This window comes from Nocardia violaceofusca NBRC 14427 (assembly GCF_963869435.1).
GTDB classification, from domain to species: Bacteria; Actinomycetota; Actinomycetes; order Mycobacteriales; family Mycobacteriaceae; genus Nocardia; species Nocardia aobensis.
On sequence record NZ_CAWMPM010000034.1, the window covers coordinates 56,115 to 71,744 of the forward strand.

The following is a 15,630-nucleotide window of genomic DNA, read 5'->3' on the forward strand; positions in this document are numbered from 1 at the left end:
CGGAGACAGGCGGGTGAACCGAGCACGCGGCCATACAGACGGCAGGCATCCACCCAGACGTACTCGACGCGCCTGCGTCGCTGCCCGGGTGGAGATGCCGGACCTGCACCTGTGGTTGGATCAGTTGCGCCAGGAGCGGGGCTGGTCACGCGAGATTGCCGCAGCTCGTGCCCGGATCAGTGGCGCCTACCTCTTCAAGATCGAGCACGGCCGGTCCGTTCCCACCATCGACACCCTGGCCAGGATCGTGCGCGGCTACGACCTCGATCCCGCTCAGCGTCGCCACACCTACGACTTGTGGAACCCTCCGTTGCAGCTTGCGGCCGACGACGAACTACGGCACCAGATCTCGACACCGGAAGTCAACGCCCATCTCGCACATTTGGATGCTGCACACATCATCTGCGTCTACACCACTCCCCTATCGACCGTGCTCGCCGCCAGCGACCGTCTGTATGACGCGCTGCCCGGACTTCGTCAGGCCGGTAACAACCTGGCGCTGTGGTTCTTCCAGCCGCCCGCGCGTGAGCTGGTCGTCGACTGGGATGACGAAGCACCTCACGTGGTCGCTGCGCTGCGCGCTGCCATCGGCCCATACCGCGGCAGCCTCGATGCTCGCACCCTGGTCCGCACCCTGGCCGCCAATCCGCGCTTCGCCGAGCTCTGGACAACACACCCCACCGCCGTCAGCTACGGCGGCCCATCGGGCAGACCGGTCCTCCTGCGTCACACCGGTTCTCCCACTCCGGCCGCTATCTCGCTGCAGATCAGCGAATTCCACAGCCCGCACGCCATCCTCGTCGCCTACGGCATCAGCAACGCCAGCTCAGGATGCAAGTAACCGTCGTGTCACAGCACTTTCCAAGGTGAAACATCATGCGCGTTTTCATGACCGGAGTCGCTCACACCGTCGGCGACCCGCGACCGATCGCAGGAATAGGACCTATTGCCGCAGAGCCAGGACTGGTCGATGCCATGCACGAGGTCGGACTCTCCTACTACCGGCACGCCCGCGACTCTCCTATCGAGATGGCCGCCGTCTGTATCGCGAAGACATTAAACCAAGCGCGGATGCCGGCATCGGGGATCGACATCCTGATGCTCGCCTCCTCCACCATCGGGTTCGGCCAGATCGAAAATACCGAACTTTTGCAGCTGAGTGAGCGTTTCGGCCTCACCCACGCCACGCCGATCGGTGTCTCGGCCGCCGAATGCGCCAACTTCGGCACTGCCCTGCATCTCGCCCGCACACTCGTCGCCTCCGGTGAAGCCCGCACCGTCCTGCTGGTCACCACCGACGCCTGCACCGCCCCCGAGCAGCGTCTGCTCCGTCAAGTCAACTCCGTCGTCAGCGACGGCGCCGCATCCTGCCTCGTCACCAACGAACCCGCCCGGATCGAAATCCTCGCTACCGCGACCGCCACCAACCAGCTGATCCGCGCCGCCACCAACCCCGACGCCATCGCCGCCCTCACCCGCCGCACCCTCATCGGCCTCGTCGACGAGGTGCTATTGCGCGCGAAGACCGACCGCGACCAGATCCGGCAGGTCATTACCAACAACATCAACACCGAAGCACTGCGCTTCATGACCCTGTCCGCAGGCCTCGACCACAACCTTTCCTACGCCGACAACGTCGCGGACTTCGCGCACGTACACTCCGCGGATAACCTGCTCAACCTCCAGAGTTATCTCGAAGACGGCGCCGCACCGGACCAGATCGTCCTCACCATCAGCCACGCCTTCGGCACATGGGCAGTGGCTCCCCTCCGGATCCAGTGACGACCACCACCACGACCGGCTGCACCGCGCGCCCTCGACAGGAAGCGCAGACGGCATCCGAGGTCGGGCGCCTCTACCCGGCGCTATGGCCGGCGGCCTACTTCCAATCCGGAGGTCGGATTCGGTCGGGATCGATGTCTCGCAATCCACGCCACGACGGATGCCGCAATATGCCCGCGTGAGTCCACTCGGTGAAGGCCACTACTCCGACCAACCGAGGGTGCACCCACGTCGCCTCCGGCGCGACGGCGCTGTTGACGACCGGTGGCGTATCACGTTGCAGGGCAGTCAGTCTCGTATGCAAATCAGCCAGAGCCTTTCGGGTGAAGCCGGTTCCGACGTTGCCCGCCCAGATAAGATTCCCGTCCGGGTCGGGTACGGCCACCAGTAGCGAACCGATCCGCCCGGACCGGGCGCCGGCACCGGGCCGCCAGCCGACCACGATCACCTCCGAGACCCGCGAATTCTTGATCTTGGTCCAGGACCGACTGCGCCGCCCGGGCAGGTAGCGACCGTCCAGGCGCTTGGCGATCGGCCCCTCCAAACCGAGCTCTTGCGAACGCGCCAGCAACGCAGGGCCGCGACCGGCCAGGCGGGGCGATATCTGCCACCGCGGCCCCGACAACGCCAACTGCTCGAGCAGCTCACGACGCCGCACGTAAGGCAGCTCGATCAGCGACCGGCCCCCGACATGCAGCAAGTCGAACGCGACGAACGTCGCCGGAGCCACCGCAGCCATCGCGCCGATCGTCGCCGCGCCGCGCCGATGCATGCGCGGTTGCAGCGCTTCGAATGACGGATGCCCCTCCACGAAGGCGACGATTTCACCGTCGAGCACGAACGGCGGCCGGGCCGCCAAATCCGCCAGCTCGGGCGAGGCGGCCGTGACGTCGTTGCCGTTCCGCGAGATGAGCTGCACGCGGTCAGTGACGTAAGCGCCCGCCCGGATACCGTCGTATTTGATCTCGAATGCCCAGCCCTCATCGTCACTGGGCAACTCCCCCGCCGCCGCCAGCATCGCCGCATATCGCGGCAGCGTGATCACCGCTGCTTCGCCGCCATCAGCGGCCCCTTCGCCGACAATAACCCCAACAGCAAACTTACAGCATTCAACCGGGCGGTCTCACAGCGCCGAACAACCGAAAGCCTGCTCGACGCAGCGGCTGTGGGACCGCGTGCAGGGATGGGGCCGTGGAAATGGGGGCGAGTCGTGTGCGATGGCGCCAGCACTTGCGGTTTGACGGGATGGGGTCACATGGGTTTTTCGTCGGTGTCGACGAACTCGCGGTCGGTTTCGCGTTCCCATGTCCAGTGGTCGCCTGGCCACCACACCACGACCCACTCCGTCCCGCCGGTGGGCGGAGTTTTCGACCACACCTGAACGAGTTCGCCCGAGGCGTGGTCGAAGTCGATGCGGACCACGGCCGCGTGCCCGGCGGGGGCGACGTATCCGATGCGATCCGCGGTCGCCAGGCCGGCGCGCGACTTCAACCGGATCCGGGTACGCGGCGGAATTGGCATCGGTTGAGCTTGTCACCCGCGCTGCGCTGAGGCCTGGACGGGGTGGACGGATCGGTAAGTGATCGCGTCGAGAGGTGCAGCGACCTCCACGGCCCGCACGCCGGAAACATGCACCCCGCTCACGGCGGACTTCTGCGTGAGCGGGGTACGGGCCGAGCGTCTACTTGTGACGGTGCATCTCGAAGACCGCGGTCAGGATGGCTTGTCTGCTCGCCGGTGGCAGGCCGGCGAGCATGTCGCTGGCCGTGGTCGGTTCCATCGTGGTGAGCAGTTCGGCCGCGGCCCGGGGATCGTTGCGTAGCCCGGGCGGCAGGAGCGCCGATTCCTGGCATCGGTGGTACTCGGCCCGGCTCTTCAGGCCAGCAGCCATTCGCACTCCTGCCGCCAGCTGCGCTGAGCCTCTTCCAAGGAGGAGTGAACGGTGGTGGCTTTCACCAGCATCGTCTGGATCAGCGGCCGATACAGACCAATCCGCGGATACCGGCGCCCGGCGAAGACGTCGGCGAACGTGGCCGCAGAGTAGACGTCGCCACCGCGCAGTATCGCGATCTGTTCCACCGCTCGGTGCAAAGTACGCAGCGACGGATTCCCGATCGCAGCCCGAACCGGCGCAGCTCGGCGTTGAGCTGCGTGTAGTCCACGACCAGGTCCGGACGTGGCCGCCACTCGTTGTAGACATCGCGGGAGGGCTCGATCGACGGTGCCTGAATACTGTTGTGGCCCAACTGTTCACCGACGAGGTCTGCCGGGAACTGCTGCATCCGCAGCCGGGTTTCCTCCCAGAGCTCGCGCCAGCGTTCGATATCGTCGTCACGTTGTCCGCAGCCTTTCAGTAGTGCCTCGGTCACCGGCCACGACGGGAGCTTCTTGCCGGTCGTGGCGTCGTTGAGGGTCGAGTGCGAGTAGTTGACGGTATCTGCGATCTTGCGGAAGGTCAGCCGCGGATCCGCGTCCAGCAGCGAACGCAGCTGGTACGCGAATTCGGTGACCCGGTGACCGTCCCGCTCGATCGGTCTCCAGGCATGTCGACGAATGCCCGCAACCGACAGGGCGGCCACCCCTTCCGCTCGTGGCGTATCGCTGCGGGTCAGGCCCCGGTAATAGTAGCGTCCATCACTCGATCGATCAGCGGCGTGAGTCGGTAGTCGATGAGGCTGCGCATCACGAGGGCGGTCGTGGTTCGTTTGACACCTTTGATACTCAGAATCTGACCCGCCACGCGGTAGAGGTCGTCGGCGTCGCGAGCTACGACTTGGACCAGCAAATCCGCCATTCCGGAGAGCCCGTGCACTTCCACGACTTCGGGCACCTCATCGAGCGATTCGGCAACCTCGCTCAGCCGTTTCTGCTTGACGTTGGTCAGGACGAAGGCTCGCAAGGGGTAGCCCAGGAAACTGGGATCGATCCGGTGGTCGAAGGACTTCAGTGTGCTCGCGTCGTGCCACCGGGTGAGTCGAGCTTGAACAGTGTTGCGGGAGACCCCGATCCGATCGGCGAGTGCGATGGTGGCTGCCCGCGGGTCCTCCCTTAGTGCGAGCAGCAACCGGGCGTCGATCGCATCGGCCGCGGTTCTGCTTGTCATATCGCCAACCTTTCGAAGGTACGGAGAGGACATGCGCGTGCACTTTGTCCAATGTACACAGCCATGCTTGCTCAAATATTGCGTCCATGGTGCACTTCATTGACGGTTCTGCACAAACTGGCAGTTGTCGCGGTGGATCGCAATCCGATCGCCACTCACCCGGCCACCACGGGTTTCACCACAGCCATCCCCGAGATGGACCTGGTCCATTCGGAAGATATGCGCGTGAGGCCGGGCCAGCACCCGCGCCGTATCGCGCCACAACCCACCGATTTCAGGAAGTCGTCATGACCGCAACCATTCCCGCACCGCCGGCCATTCCGGAGCAGCGTCTCGACCCGCTCGACGAGGTCCAGCGTCGAGTTCTGTGGTTGTCGACCGCGATCATTCATCACGCCAACCGCGTTCGTCCCAATCCCTCCGGTCTCAAGGTCGGCGGTCACCAGGCCTCGTGCGCGTCGATGGTGTCGATCATGACATTGCTGTGGTTCGAGCAGTTGCAGCCCGGCGATCGTGTGTCGGTCAAACCGCATGCCTCGCCGGTGCTGCACGCCATCAACTATCTCCTGGGCGAACTCGACGAGAAGTACTTGACGACGCTGCGCGAATTCGGTGGCCTGCAGTCCTATCCGAGCCGCTCGAAGGATCCGGATCCGGTCGACTATTCCACCGGATCGGTGGGGATCGGCGCCACTGCGCCGATTTGGGGCGCGGTGGCCCGGCGTTACGTCGATGCCGCGATCGGCCCCACCGGCTCCGGTCGTCAGTACTCGCTGGTCGGTGACGCGGAACTGGACGAAGGCGCGGTCTGGGAGGCGATCCTGGATACGTCGGTGGCCGAACTCGGTGAGGTCGTCTGGATCGTCGATTTGAACCGGCAGTCTCTGGACCGAGTCGTGCCCAATATCGCCGCCGGACGCCTCGCCAAGATGTTCGACGCCGCCGGCTGGCAGGTCATCACCGTTGTCTTCGGCAAATTGCTGGAAGAACTGTTCCAACGCCCGGGCGGCGACGCGCTGCGAAGTCGCATCCTGGAGATGCCAAATGCCGAGTATCAGCGGTTGCTGCGCTGCAACGCCGACGAGGTGCGTACCCGACTGCCCGGCGACGGGCCGCAGTCAGCGGCGATCACGGACCTGATCGCCGCGCTGGACGACGGCACCCTGGTCCGCGCCATCCGAAACCTGGGCGGTCACGACCTGGACGCACTACGCGCCGCGTACGCCCAGATCGATGACACCCGGCCCACCGTGATCATCGCCTACACCATCAAGGGGTACGGCCTGCCAACGCAGGGACATCCTCAGAACCATTCGTCGCTGCTGACGGTCGAGCAATTCGACGCCCTGGCACACGATCTCGGCATGAGCGCGACGCACCCGTGGACCGGATTCGACGCATCCAGCGATGCGGGGCGACTCTGCCAGGCCGCGGCGGCGCGACTGCACCGGGACAAGATCGACTATCTGACTCCGCCGACGGTTCCCACCGATATCGGCCGGACACCGTCGGGCACCTCGAGCACCCAGGCCGCGCTCGGGCGAGCACTGCTGGACCTCAACCGGGAAGCACCGCAGGCGGCCAAGCGCGTCATCACCGTCAGCCCCGACGTCACCTCCAGCACCAACCTGGCCGGTTGGCTGAACAAGGTCGGCGTGTGGTCTCCCAACGAGCGCCACGACTGGTTCGCCGATGACGCCGAAACCATCATGCACTGGCGAGAACGACCGACCGGCCAGCACATGGAATTGGGCATCGCCGAGACCAACCTGGTCGGTTTGATGGGTGAACTCGGTGCGACCTGGAGCCGTTGGGGACAGCCACTGTTCCCGATCGGCGTCATGTACGACCCGTTCGTCGAGCGAGCCCTGGAGCCGTGGTCCTACGGCATCTACGCGGGCGGGCAATCGATACTGGTCGGCACCCCCTCCGGGGTCAGCCTGGCCGCCGAAGGCGGGGCACACCAATCGATCAAAACGCCCTCGATCGGCCTGGAACAACCGGGATGTGTCGGATTCGAACCGGCCTTCGCGATCGAGGTCGAATGGACTCTACTGGACGCGATTTCCCGACTCGGGCGACCTGACGGCAGTTCCTCGTATCTGCGGTTGTCGACCCGTCCGGTCAATCAGGCACTGGCCGCGGTCCCGAGCGATCCCGCGGCGCGCGAGCGTCGGCGCCGGCAGGTCATCGCCGGCGGCTATGTCCTGCGCCGCGCGAGCAACCCAGCGGTCACGCTCGTCGGAATGGGAGCGATGATCACCGAAACCCTCGCTGCCGCAGAGCGTTTGGCCCAGCTCGGCATCGAGGCGGAAGTAGTCTGCGTGACCAGCCCGGGCCGACTGTTCGAGGCGCTGCAGGCCCGTAAGGGACTCGGCGACGCGCCCTCGTGGATTCTGGACCAAGTCTTTCCCGCCGACCGGACCGTGCCGATGGTGACCGTGGCCGACGGCCACCCGCACACGCTGTCGTTCCTCGCGGGAATCAACCACGTGCCCAGCGCATCGCTGGGTGTCACGAAATTCGGCCAGGCCGGATCGCTCGGGGACGTCTACCGATACCACGGCATCGACACCGACAGCGTCGTCCGGGCGGCGCTGGACCTCCTCGACTGACCGGGCTCGTGCGTATGACTGCCGACGACCTGATCAAGTTCGTCGTGAAGTGGGAACCCTTCGGCGGGGGTGACGAATACATCCTCCCCGAATTCGGCATCGTGCCGGCGGTGTTCTACGACGCGTTCACGCCTTACTCCGCGATGGCATCGTGCGGGTCGATCCACGCTTGCGGCGCCGACTGGAGACACTGTGCGACAACAAGATTCGACTCTATCAGTGATAGGAACCTAGCCGGGGCTCGCGCCACGTCCGTGCCACCGCCTGCGGGCTCACCGACTGATCAAGAAAGCGAACAATGATGACTACGGACCAAGCCGTCGGGGACCCCGTGACGCTGCAGTCTCTCGGAGACAACATCAGCGAGGCAACGGTGACCCGATGGCTGAAAAGCCCCGGCGATCGGGTCGAGGTCGACGAGCCGCTACTCGAGGTCGCCACCGACAAGGTGGATACCGAAATCCTCGCTCCGGTCGCCGGGACCCTCATCGAGATTCTGGCGGCAGAAGATGAAGTAGTCGCAGTGGGCGGCAATCTGGCGATCATCGGCCGAGCACACACCGAGGCCTCATCGGCCGCGAACCAGGTCGCCGCGCCGGAGCAACCGCCCACCTCACACGGCGAAGTTGTGGACGCGAACATCGAGGTGGGTGAACAGAGCGCACCGTCGGCCCCGGATCCCACGCCCGGCACGATCAACCTCGGCGCCGACACACAACGGGAGCCACACGAAGCATCGGACGCTGACTCGCAACCCGCGCCATCAGCGAAATCCGCCGGCCCAATGACTGCGTCGGACATCGGTGCACAGGACCGCGTCGAGCGATTGCCCCGCATCCGGCAGACGATCGCGCGGCGCATGCTCGAATCTCTGCAGACCTCGGCGCAACTGACCACCGTGGTCGAGGCGGACGTCACGAGGATCGCCAACCTGCGGGCAAGCCAGAAGGACGAATTCCACCGGCGGACGGAGGCGAAGCTGTCGTTTCTTCCGTTCTTCACCAAAGCCGCGGTGGAAGCCCTGGCCGACCATCCGGTGATCAACGCGTCGGTGAACGCCGATTGCACCGAGGTCACGTATCACGCCGCAGTTCACCTGGGAATGGCTGTCGACAGTCCGAACGGGCTCATGGTGCCGGTCATCCGGAACGCCCAGAAGCTCACAGTTTCCGCACTCGCGCGCACGATCGCCGAGAACGCTGATCTCGTCCGCTCAGGAAAGATCAGCCCGGATGCCTTGTCCGGCGGCACCTTCACCATCACCAATACCGGAAGCCGTGGGGCGTTGTTCGACACCCCGATCATCAACCAGCCGCAGTCGGCCATTCTGGGCATCGGATCTGTCGTGGAGCGCGTTGTGCCGCAGCGTGACCCAAGTGGTGCCATGACTTTTGGCGCCCGATCCATGGCCTATCTGTCGATCTCCTACGACCACCGGATCATCGACGGCGCCGATGCCGCGCGGTTCCTCGCGACGGTCCGACGCCGGCTCGAAACAGGCTTCACGGCCGAAGAGCTGTCCTGACCAGTACGCGGGTGCCCGCCCCAGCTCGTCACCGCGGGCGGGCAACTGGGAAGCCCCGCAATGTCGAAAGAAGGAAAATGAAGCTCTCCTGATCCTCAGTCGCGTTCTGACCGGGTTCCACCTACGTCATACCGGGCTTCGACGCCGCACGTACCCCCTGGCGCGCGCGTCCCCATGGCAGCGGGCACCCTTGTCGGCCATCCGCAAATTCCTTCCCCTGCCGGGCAGCGCCGAGCAAATTGTCAAGGCCAATGGGGCGGTCCAGGCAGTCGGCGGAGCATTGCTGACGATCGGCGTAGCGCCGCGCCTCTCGGCCGCGTCTTTGGTGCCGACGACCATCGCCGGGCACAACTTCTGGGCGATCGAAGACCCGGCAGCACGAAAGCTGCAGCAGGTTCAGCACCACAAAAAAATGGCGATGCTCGGAAGCTTGCTCTTTGCAGTCGCCGGCGACGACGCCTGAACCTTCGTTCGGAGTGTCGCGCCTCCGACCAGCTCGCTCATAGCGTTGCGTCAGACGCGCCCCGCGGCGCTGATCGCCGCCGAGCACCGATGCGCGCGACCAGACATTAAACGGAGACGTTTGGTTAGCTGCTGGAAGCTGAGGTCGGGTCGAGTTCGGCCCAGACGGTTTTGCCGTCGTCGCGGTAGCCGACGCCCCAGCGGGTACTGAGGTTATTGATCAGCAGCAGCCCGTGGCCACCGCCGCCATCGGGGCGGCGAGCGCGAGGAGGTGTGGGAGAGCCGTCGTCGACCTCGATATGGAACCGGCCGGAGGTTTGCACGCTCATGCGGCTGCGGCACCGGCGCGGTGGAGGGGCGTGGCGATAGGCGTCGCTTCTGCGGCGACGCATCCCCGACCGGATCGCTGCGGCCGCCGGAGTCCGGATCCTGCCGTGCGCATGGGACCTCGTACCTTTGTAGAAGAGTTTTGGTGGCACCCTCCGACCGCGCACCTCCATGGCTGCGATCGGCGCTGCAGGCACAGTCGCTCGCCGCGACAGACGGACAGGTTAACCGCCCTTATCGCGGTCGCGGGGCTGCCCCCAAGACACGGGAGACTCCGTGGGCGGCGGCCAGCAAAGCCGGGACCGCCGACCCCGCAGCGTTCTCGTTCGGCAGGAGCACCGACAGCGCGGCGGGAACCCGGCCCCCGGCGGTGCGCACGGCGGCGGCGATCGATGTCGTGGTCTCATCCAGGAACCCGGGACAGTACGCGACGCCGGTGCGGCGGATCTCACCGAGCAAGGCGCGCAAGGCTTTCGGGTCAACCGGGGTATCAGGCGTGAACGCCGTCAGCGGACTGGTCAAGATTTCGTCCTGGCATTCCGCCGGTGCGTGCGCGAGCAGCACGAGACCGGGGGCGGTCGCGTGCAAGGGCAGTCTGCCTGCGAAGCGGCTGAGGTTGCGGACCGCGCCCGGTGCGGACAACCGTTCGACGTAGAGGACTTCGCGGTGTTGCAGGACGGCAAGTTGGACATGCTGGCCGACCACGGCGTGCAGGTCCTGCATGAACGGCATCGCCGCTTCCCGCAACCCGAGCGTGGGAGAAGCACGAGAAGCCAACTCCCACAATCGGACTCCGATGCGGATTCGGTTGGCGTCGTCGCGCCGCAGCCAGCCGTAGGAGATCAACTCCTTGACCAGGCGGGAGGTCGTGGCCTGCGGCAGGTCGGCGCGGCGAGCCAGTTCGGTCAGCGTGATCGCGGGAGTATCGGCGTCGAACGACTCGACTATCCGCACGATGCGCGTGAGCACCGACTCACCGCTGGTCGACCTGGCCATGCCACCAGTCTGCCAAGTACGCGCAACGACAGATCCGCCCACCCATCCATTGAATGGAAGTTGCGTAGTGGTGCGGACCACTCGATCACGATGCTGAACTCACCGGCGAGGCCCGGCTCTCGAGTCCGCCGACGATGATTGAGGAGTCCCCGCAGATGCGAACCCGAGTAGCGATCATCGGTGCGGGTCCATCCGGGTTGTTGCTCGCGCAGCTGCTCGGACTGGCCGGCATCGATTCCGTGCTGATCGAGCGACAGAGCGCCGAGCATGTGCAATCCCGTATCCGCGCCGGGATCCTCGAATCGGCAACTGTCGACCTGCTGCACCGCGCCGGTGTCGGAGAACGACTGGCGCGCGAAGGTACCGAGCATCGCGGAATCTACCTGCAGTGGCCCGGCGAGCGCCACCACCTCGATTTCACCGAACTCGCAGGCCGCTCGGTATGGGTCTACGGGCAGACCGAAGTCACCAAAGATCTCATGGACGCCCGCGAAAGGGCCGGACAGATCGCGTTCTACGACGTCACCGATGTCGCCCTGCACGGTCTCGACACCGACGAGCCCAGTGTCACCTTCGTCGACGGATCGGGGCGGCAGCAGCGGATCAGCGCCGAGATCATCGTCGGCTGCGATGGCTATCACGGCGCCAGCAGGCGAGCGATACCCGCGGTCGGACGCGAAGCCCTCGAACGCGCATATCCTTTCGCATGGCTGGGTGTGCTCGCCGATGTCGCTCCGTCCACCGATGAGCTCATCTACGCCTGGCATCCGGAAGGTTTCGCGCTGCACAGTATGCGTTCGCAGTCGGTGAGCCGCTTCTATTTGCAGGTCTCTCCCGACGAGAACATCGCCGAGTGGAGCGATGATCGGATTTGGGACGGTCTGGCCAACCGGCTCGGGCATTCGGGGTGGACGTTGAACACCGGCCCGATCACCGAGAAGAGCGTGCTGCCGATGCGAAGCTTCGTCAGCTCGCCGATGCGCTACGGGCGGCTGTTCCTGGCCGGCGATGCCGCCCATATCGTGCCGCCGACCGGCGCCAAGGGCTTGAATCTCGCGGTGGCCGATGTCGCGTTGCTGTCGCGAGCCATTCGCAGTTGGTTGTGTGACGGCGATCCCCGCCTGGCCGATTCCTATGCGCAGACCGCGCCGCAGCGGGTGTGGCGATGCACGCACTTCTCCTGGTGGATGACCAGCATGCTGCATCGCCACGGCGACGATTTCGATGCCCGGCTGCAACTGGCGCAGTTGCAGCGCACTGTCGGATCACGTTGGGCAGCAACCGAACTCGCTGAAAATTATGCCGGCATCCCGATGGAAGGAGCGGAGTTGTGAGTGAGCTCATCCTGACTGGTTATCGGCCGGACCCGCCGCGGACGCATCCGCCGCTGAACTACCCCGACTACCGCTCGACCGCACTGCGTCACCCGAAACAACCCCTCGTCTTGCTGCCGCACACCCTCACAGAGATCACCGGCCCGATACTCGGCTCCGACCGCGTTCGGCCGGGCGATCACGACCTCACCTTCGGTCACCGCGGCGAACCGCTCGGCCAGCGGATCGTGGTATTCGGGCGGCTGCTCGACAGCACGGGACGCCCGATACCGGACGCTTTGATCGAGATCTGGCAGGCCAATGCGGGTGGACGCTATCGGCATATCGGCGACCGCTGGCCCGCCCCCCTGGACCCCCACTTCGTCGGCGTAGGCCGGACCCTGACCGACAGCCGCGGCGGCTACGAGTTCGTCACCGTCAAACCCGGTGCCTACCCGTGGGGCAACCACCACAACGCGTGGCGGCCCGCGCACATCCATTTCTCGGTGTTCGGCCGCGCCTTCACCCAGCGACTGGTCACCCAGATGTATTTTCCCGACGACCCGCTGTTCGGTCAGGACCCGATCTACAACTCGGTGCCCGACGCCGCCCGGCGGAGGCTGGTATCGCGCTTCAGTCTGGAGCGCACCCGCCCGAACTGGGCACTGGCGTTCGAATTCGACATCGTGGTCCGCGGCCGCGACGCCACCCCGTTCGAGGAGCCCCACGATGACTGACCTGCCCACCACCCCGTCACAAACGGTAGGACCTTATCTGCACATCGGACTGGACTGGGGTGAAACCGGACGGCGAGTCGTACCCGCCGGAACGCCCGGCGCATTCTGGATCCGCGGACAGGTCCTCGATGGTGCCGGCGAACCCATCCCGGATGCGATGGTCGAAACCTGGCAGGCCGATCCCGACGGCCGATTCGACCATTCCGACGATCCGCGCGGAAGGGCCGGCGGCTGGCACGGCCTCGCACGCAGCGACACCCGCCTCGGCGAATACGCCATCTACACGGTCACGCCGGGCCCCGTGCCCCACCACACCGGGCCACAGGCTCCGCACATCGATGTGTCGGTGTTCGCACGGGGGATGCTGAACCGGGTCGTCACCCGAATCTATTTCCCGGACCACACCATCGCACACGACTCCGATCCGGTGCTGCGATCCGTTCCCGCGCAGCGACGTGCGGCGCTGATCGCGACCCCGTCGCGCGACGGCTATCGATTCGACATCCGACTCCAAGGCGAGGAAGAAACGGTGTTCTTCGATGTCTGAGTTGTTCGATCCGGTCCTGGCCGCCGGCCCGGTCACGGCCGCCACCTCCGATGCCGCCTGGCTACAAGCCATGCTCGACACCGAAGCGGCACTCGCCCGGGCCCACGCCGACGTCGGGACGATCCCGCCCGCCCATGCCGCGGCCATCGCGGGTGTGTGCCGTGCGGAGTATTTCGACCTCGGCGAGATCGGTAGTGCCGCAACCGGAATCGGCAACCCGGTCGGCCTGCTGGTCCGGGCACTCACCGCCCGCGTCGCAGCCGTCGACCCGGCCGCGGCGCGTGACGTGCATCGGGGCGCGACAAGTCAGGACATCCTCGACACCGCTGCCATGCTGGTCGCCCGGCGCGCAACCGGAGAAGTGCTCACCCAATCGGCCTCGATCACAGATCAGCTGGCGTCGCTGGCGTCGCAGCACGCGTGCACGCCGCAAGTGGGTCGCTCACTCATGCAGCAAGCACTGCCGATCACCTTCGGGCTCACCGTCTCGGTATGGCTGACCGCGCTCGACTCCGCCATCTCTCAGACGGAAGCAACGATTCCGCTCTTCACGGCCCAATTAGGCGGAGCAGCAGGCTCTCTCGCCTCCCTCGGCGATTCCGGCACGGCCGTACTCGCCGCCTTCGCACGCCGCGTCGGCCTTGCCGAGCCGGTCCTACCGTGGCATACCGATCGCACCCGCATCACCGCGATCGCCGCGGCATCGGGCACCCTCAGCGGCGTCGTCGCCAAGATCGCGCGCGATATCACCCTGCTCGCCCAAACCGAGGTCGCCGAAGTCGAGGAGGCCGCCGAGGGTGTCGGCGGTTCGTCCACGCTGCCCCACAAGCGAAATCCGATCGCGGCGGTCTCGGCCATCGCCGCCGCCGCACAGGCACCTGGGCTCGTCGCCACACTGCTCACGGCATCGGCACACGAGTACCAGCGCGCGGCCGGTGCCTGGCACGCCGAATGGCGGCCGTTCAACGAACTGCTGCGCAGCACCGGTTCGGCCGTGTTCTGGCTTCATACAAGCCTCGGTCGTCTTCGCGTCCATCCGGTCCGCATGCGCGAAAACCTCTCTGCGACAGGGGGGTTGATTCTTGCCGAACGCATCACCATGGAGCTCACACCCGAAATCGGGCGGCTGGCCGCCCACGATGCCGTTACACAATGCGCTCGACACGCCTGGGCTGAAGAAGGTTTCGAGGCGCTTCTGCTGAACCATCCTGTGTTGAAGAAACATCTGACAGCCGAGCGCCTACACGGTCTACTCGAGCCGTCCGGATATCTCGGCAGCACGCGCCGGTTCATCGACCGTGCCCTCACCGCGCACGCGAATGCAAGGGTCGCCGACACCGGCACACATATCGCGGACCGGTCCGCCCGCGTCCATCCACCTGCGCGTCCGACCGACCGGGTCCGTCTCGTCGACGTGCATCACCGAATCGACGGCCCGGCAGACGGCATGCCGATCTTGCTGAGCAACTCCATCGGCAGCGACCTCACCATCTGGGACTCGTACGTTCAGCCGCTGAGCGACATGGGTTTTCGCGTCATCCGGCACGATCTCCGGGGCCACGGCGACTCGCCCGTACCAGCTGGACCGTACACGATCGACGACGTGGGCGCCGACGCGCTGGCGCTACTGGACCGCCTCGGCGCCGAACGGGTCCATACGGTGGGCATCTCTCTCGGCGGCATGCTGGGGCTGTGGCTGGCCCGTCACGCACCCGAGCGTATCCACCGTCTGGTGGTGTGTTGCAGCTCCGCGCACCCGGGCAGCCGGCGGATGTGGCTCGATCGAGCAGCCCAGGCCCGCGCCGAAGGGATGCAGCGCATCGCCGACCAGAGCATCACTCGCTGGTTCACCCCCGAATGGCGCAGCGCGCACCCGGACCTCGCGGACACGATGCGACGGCTCACCGCGGGCACCCCAGCCGAGGGGTATGCCGCCTGCTGTGAACTGCTGGCCGAGCTCGACCTCAGACCCGACCTGTCGGCGATCACCGCACCGACACTCGTGATCTCCGGCGCCGACGACGTCGCCCTCGCCGCCGACCACGGCAGGGCGATCACGGCCGGGATACCGGACGCGCGCTTCGAGATCATCGACAGCGCAGCACATCTGGGCACCGTCGAACAGTCCGAGCGGTTCCTCGATGCGATCGTGCGGCATGTGCGAGCCGACACCTGACAAGCCCGATCGCGGACGGGCGATGTGGTTCTACGGCGACACCTCAC

Annotated in this window: 17 protein-coding genes; 10 read left to right on the plus strand and 7 right to left on the minus strand. The window is 66.0% G+C overall.

Annotated elements, in window-relative coordinates; genetic code table 11:
- Positions 1 to 94 precede the first annotated feature (94 nt).
- Together AC5592_RS26245 and AC5592_RS26250 are read left to right on the plus strand one after the other, a co-directional pair.
- Positions 95 to 841: a helix-turn-helix domain-containing protein gene (locus AC5592_RS26245; RefSeq protein ID WP_232329570.1), complete on the plus strand. Its 747-nt coding sequence runs from the start codon at positions 95 to 97 to the stop codon at positions 839 to 841.
- Positions 842 to 876: 35 nt separating this feature from the next.
- The gene (locus AC5592_RS26250) at positions 877 to 1,782 is read left to right on the plus strand and encodes a beta-ketoacyl-[acyl-carrier-protein] synthase family protein (RefSeq protein WP_084507189.1); all 906 of its coding nucleotides are present in this window, start codon (positions 877 to 879) and stop codon (positions 1,780 to 1,782) included.
- Positions 1,783 to 1,879: 97 nt separating this feature from the next.
- Here AC5592_RS26250 and ligD read toward each other — a convergent pair whose 3' ends face one another.
- The 5 genes from ligD to AC5592_RS26275 form a co-directional block, all read right to left on the minus strand.
- Positions 1,880 to 2,827 carry a non-homologous end-joining DNA ligase gene (ligD, locus tag AC5592_RS26255; RefSeq protein ID WP_232329560.1) on the minus strand — a complete coding sequence of 316 codons (948 nt, stop codon included), beginning with the start codon at positions 2,825 to 2,827 and terminating at the stop codon, positions 1,880 to 1,882.
- Between the two features lie 206 nt (positions 2,828 to 3,033).
- Complete coding sequence (locus AC5592_RS26260) at positions 3,034 to 3,303, minus strand: hypothetical protein (protein ID WP_157122223.1); 270 nt, start codon at positions 3,301 to 3,303, stop codon at positions 3,034 to 3,036.
- A gap of 160 nt (positions 3,304 to 3,463) precedes the next feature.
- Entirely contained in the window at positions 3,464 to 3,673 is a 210-nt protein-coding gene (locus AC5592_RS26265; protein WP_063065756.1) for a hypothetical protein, read from the minus strand.
- 79 nt (positions 3,674 to 3,752) lie between these two features.
- Positions 3,753 to 4,361: a helix-turn-helix domain-containing protein gene (locus AC5592_RS26270; protein WP_063065757.1), complete on the minus strand. Its 609-nt coding sequence runs from the start codon at positions 4,359 to 4,361 to the stop codon at positions 3,753 to 3,755.
- A 29-nt stretch (positions 4,362 to 4,390) separates the two neighbouring features.
- The gene (locus tag AC5592_RS26275) at positions 4,391 to 4,885 is read right to left on the minus strand and encodes an Lrp/AsnC family transcriptional regulator (protein WP_063065758.1); all 495 of its coding nucleotides are present in this window, start codon (positions 4,883 to 4,885) and stop codon (positions 4,391 to 4,393) included.
- A 99-nt stretch (positions 4,886 to 4,984) separates the two neighbouring features.
- On the opposite strand from AC5592_RS26275, the gene AC5592_RS26280 reads away from it, so the two are divergent.
- The 4 genes from AC5592_RS26280 (at position 4,985) to AC5592_RS26295 (ending at position 9,488) form a co-directional block, all read left to right on the plus strand.
- Positions 4,985 to 5,176, plus strand: coding sequence for a hypothetical protein (locus tag AC5592_RS26280; protein WP_157122225.1), 192 nt, complete (start codon positions 4,985 to 4,987; stop codon positions 5,174 to 5,176).
- Positions 5,173 to 7,500 carry a thiamine pyrophosphate-binding protein gene (locus tag AC5592_RS26285; protein WP_063065759.1) on the plus strand — a complete coding sequence of 776 codons (2,328 nt, stop codon included), beginning with the start codon at positions 5,173 to 5,175 and terminating at the stop codon, positions 7,498 to 7,500. Before AC5592_RS26280 ends, AC5592_RS26285 begins: the two co-directional genes overlap by 4 nt.
- A 301-nt stretch (positions 7,501 to 7,801) precedes the next feature.
- Positions 7,802 to 9,025: a 2-oxo acid dehydrogenase subunit E2 gene (locus tag AC5592_RS26290; protein WP_063065829.1), complete on the plus strand. Its 1,224-nt coding sequence runs from the start codon at positions 7,802 to 7,804 to the stop codon at positions 9,023 to 9,025.
- Between the two features lie 190 nt (positions 9,026 to 9,215).
- The gene (locus AC5592_RS26295; protein ID WP_063065760.1) at positions 9,216 to 9,488 is read left to right on the plus strand and encodes a DoxX family membrane protein; all 273 of its coding nucleotides are present in this window, start codon (positions 9,216 to 9,218) and stop codon (positions 9,486 to 9,488) included.
- 124 nt (positions 9,489 to 9,612) lie between these two features.
- Here the strand turns inward: AC5592_RS26295 and AC5592_RS26300 are convergent, their stop codons facing one another.
- Both AC5592_RS26300 and AC5592_RS26305 read right to left on the minus strand, forming a co-directional pair.
- Entirely contained in the window at positions 9,613 to 9,816 is a 204-nt protein-coding gene (locus tag AC5592_RS26300) for an ATP-binding protein (protein WP_063065761.1), read from the minus strand.
- 232 nt (positions 9,817 to 10,048) lie between these two features.
- Positions 10,049 to 10,810: an IclR family transcriptional regulator gene (locus tag AC5592_RS26305; protein WP_063065762.1), complete on the minus strand. Its 762-nt coding sequence runs from the start codon at positions 10,808 to 10,810 to the stop codon at positions 10,049 to 10,051.
- Positions 10,811 to 10,965: 155 nt separating this feature from the next.
- Between AC5592_RS26305 and AC5592_RS26310 the strand changes: the two genes are divergently transcribed.
- The 4 genes from AC5592_RS26310 to pcaD are packed head-to-tail and all read left to right on the plus strand — an operon-like array spanning position 10,966 to position 15,583.
- Positions 10,966 to 12,144, plus strand: a complete 1,179-nt coding sequence (locus AC5592_RS26310) for a 4-hydroxybenzoate 3-monooxygenase (protein ID WP_063065763.1) — start codon at positions 10,966 to 10,968, stop codon at positions 12,142 to 12,144.
- A gap of 8 nt (positions 12,145 to 12,152) precedes the next feature.
- On the plus strand, positions 12,153 to 12,860 hold the full coding sequence (gene pcaH / locus AC5592_RS26315; protein WP_198163947.1) for a protocatechuate 3,4-dioxygenase subunit beta: 708 nt from the start codon (positions 12,153 to 12,155) through the stop codon (positions 12,858 to 12,860).
- Positions 12,853 to 13,407 carry a protocatechuate 3,4-dioxygenase subunit alpha gene (gene pcaG, locus AC5592_RS26320; RefSeq protein ID WP_063065765.1) on the plus strand — a complete coding sequence of 185 codons (555 nt, stop codon included), beginning with the start codon at positions 12,853 to 12,855 and terminating at the stop codon, positions 13,405 to 13,407. The genes pcaH and pcaG overlap by 8 nt, the downstream gene beginning before the upstream one ends.
- Complete coding sequence (gene pcaD, locus AC5592_RS26325) at positions 13,400 to 15,583, plus strand: 3-oxoadipate enol-lactonase (protein WP_084507192.1); 2,184 nt, start codon at positions 13,400 to 13,402, stop codon at positions 15,581 to 15,583. Before pcaG ends, pcaD begins: the two co-directional genes overlap by 8 nt.
- Positions 15,584 to 15,630: the final 47 nt, after the last annotated feature.

What these genes read in the sequence shown, in the direction of transcription:
- AC5592_RS26305 (WP_063065762.1), bottom strand. Translation starts at nt 10,810, where the DNA reads ATGGCCAGGTCGACCAGCGGTGAGTCGGTGCTCACGCGCATCGTGCGG.
- AC5592_RS26285 (WP_063065759.1), top strand. Translation starts at nt 5,173, where the DNA reads ATGACCGCAACCATTCCCGCACCGCCGGCCATTCCGGAGCAGCGTCTC.
- AC5592_RS26290 (WP_063065829.1), top strand. Translation starts at nt 7,802, where the DNA reads ATGACTACGGACCAAGCCGTCGGGGACCCCGTGACGCTGCAGTCTCTC.
- AC5592_RS26310 (WP_063065763.1), top strand. Translation starts at nt 10,966, where the DNA reads ATGCGAACCCGAGTAGCGATCATCGGTGCGGGTCCATCCGGGTTGTTG.
- AC5592_RS26245 (WP_232329570.1), top strand. Translation starts at nt 95, where the DNA reads ATGCCGGACCTGCACCTGTGGTTGGATCAGTTGCGCCAGGAGCGGGGC.
- pcaD (WP_084507192.1), top strand. Translation starts at nt 13,400, where the DNA reads ATGTCTGAGTTGTTCGATCCGGTCCTGGCCGCCGGCCCGGTCACGGCC.
- AC5592_RS26260 (WP_157122223.1), bottom strand. Translation starts at nt 3,303, where the DNA reads ATGCCAATTCCGCCGCGTACCCGGATCCGGTTGAAGTCGCGCGCCGGC.
- pcaG (WP_063065765.1), top strand. Translation starts at nt 12,853, where the DNA reads ATGACTGACCTGCCCACCACCCCGTCACAAACGGTAGGACCTTATCTG.
- AC5592_RS26265 (WP_063065756.1), bottom strand. Translation starts at nt 3,673, where the DNA reads ATGGCTGCTGGCCTGAAGAGCCGGGCCGAGTACCACCGATGCCAGGAA.
- AC5592_RS26275 (WP_063065758.1), bottom strand. Translation starts at nt 4,885, where the DNA reads ATGACAAGCAGAACCGCGGCCGATGCGATCGACGCCCGGTTGCTGCTC.
- AC5592_RS26300 (WP_063065761.1), bottom strand. Translation starts at nt 9,816, where the DNA reads ATGAGCGTGCAAACCTCCGGCCGGTTCCATATCGAGGTCGACGACGGC.
- AC5592_RS26250 (WP_084507189.1), top strand. Translation starts at nt 877, where the DNA reads ATGCGCGTTTTCATGACCGGAGTCGCTCACACCGTCGGCGACCCGCGA.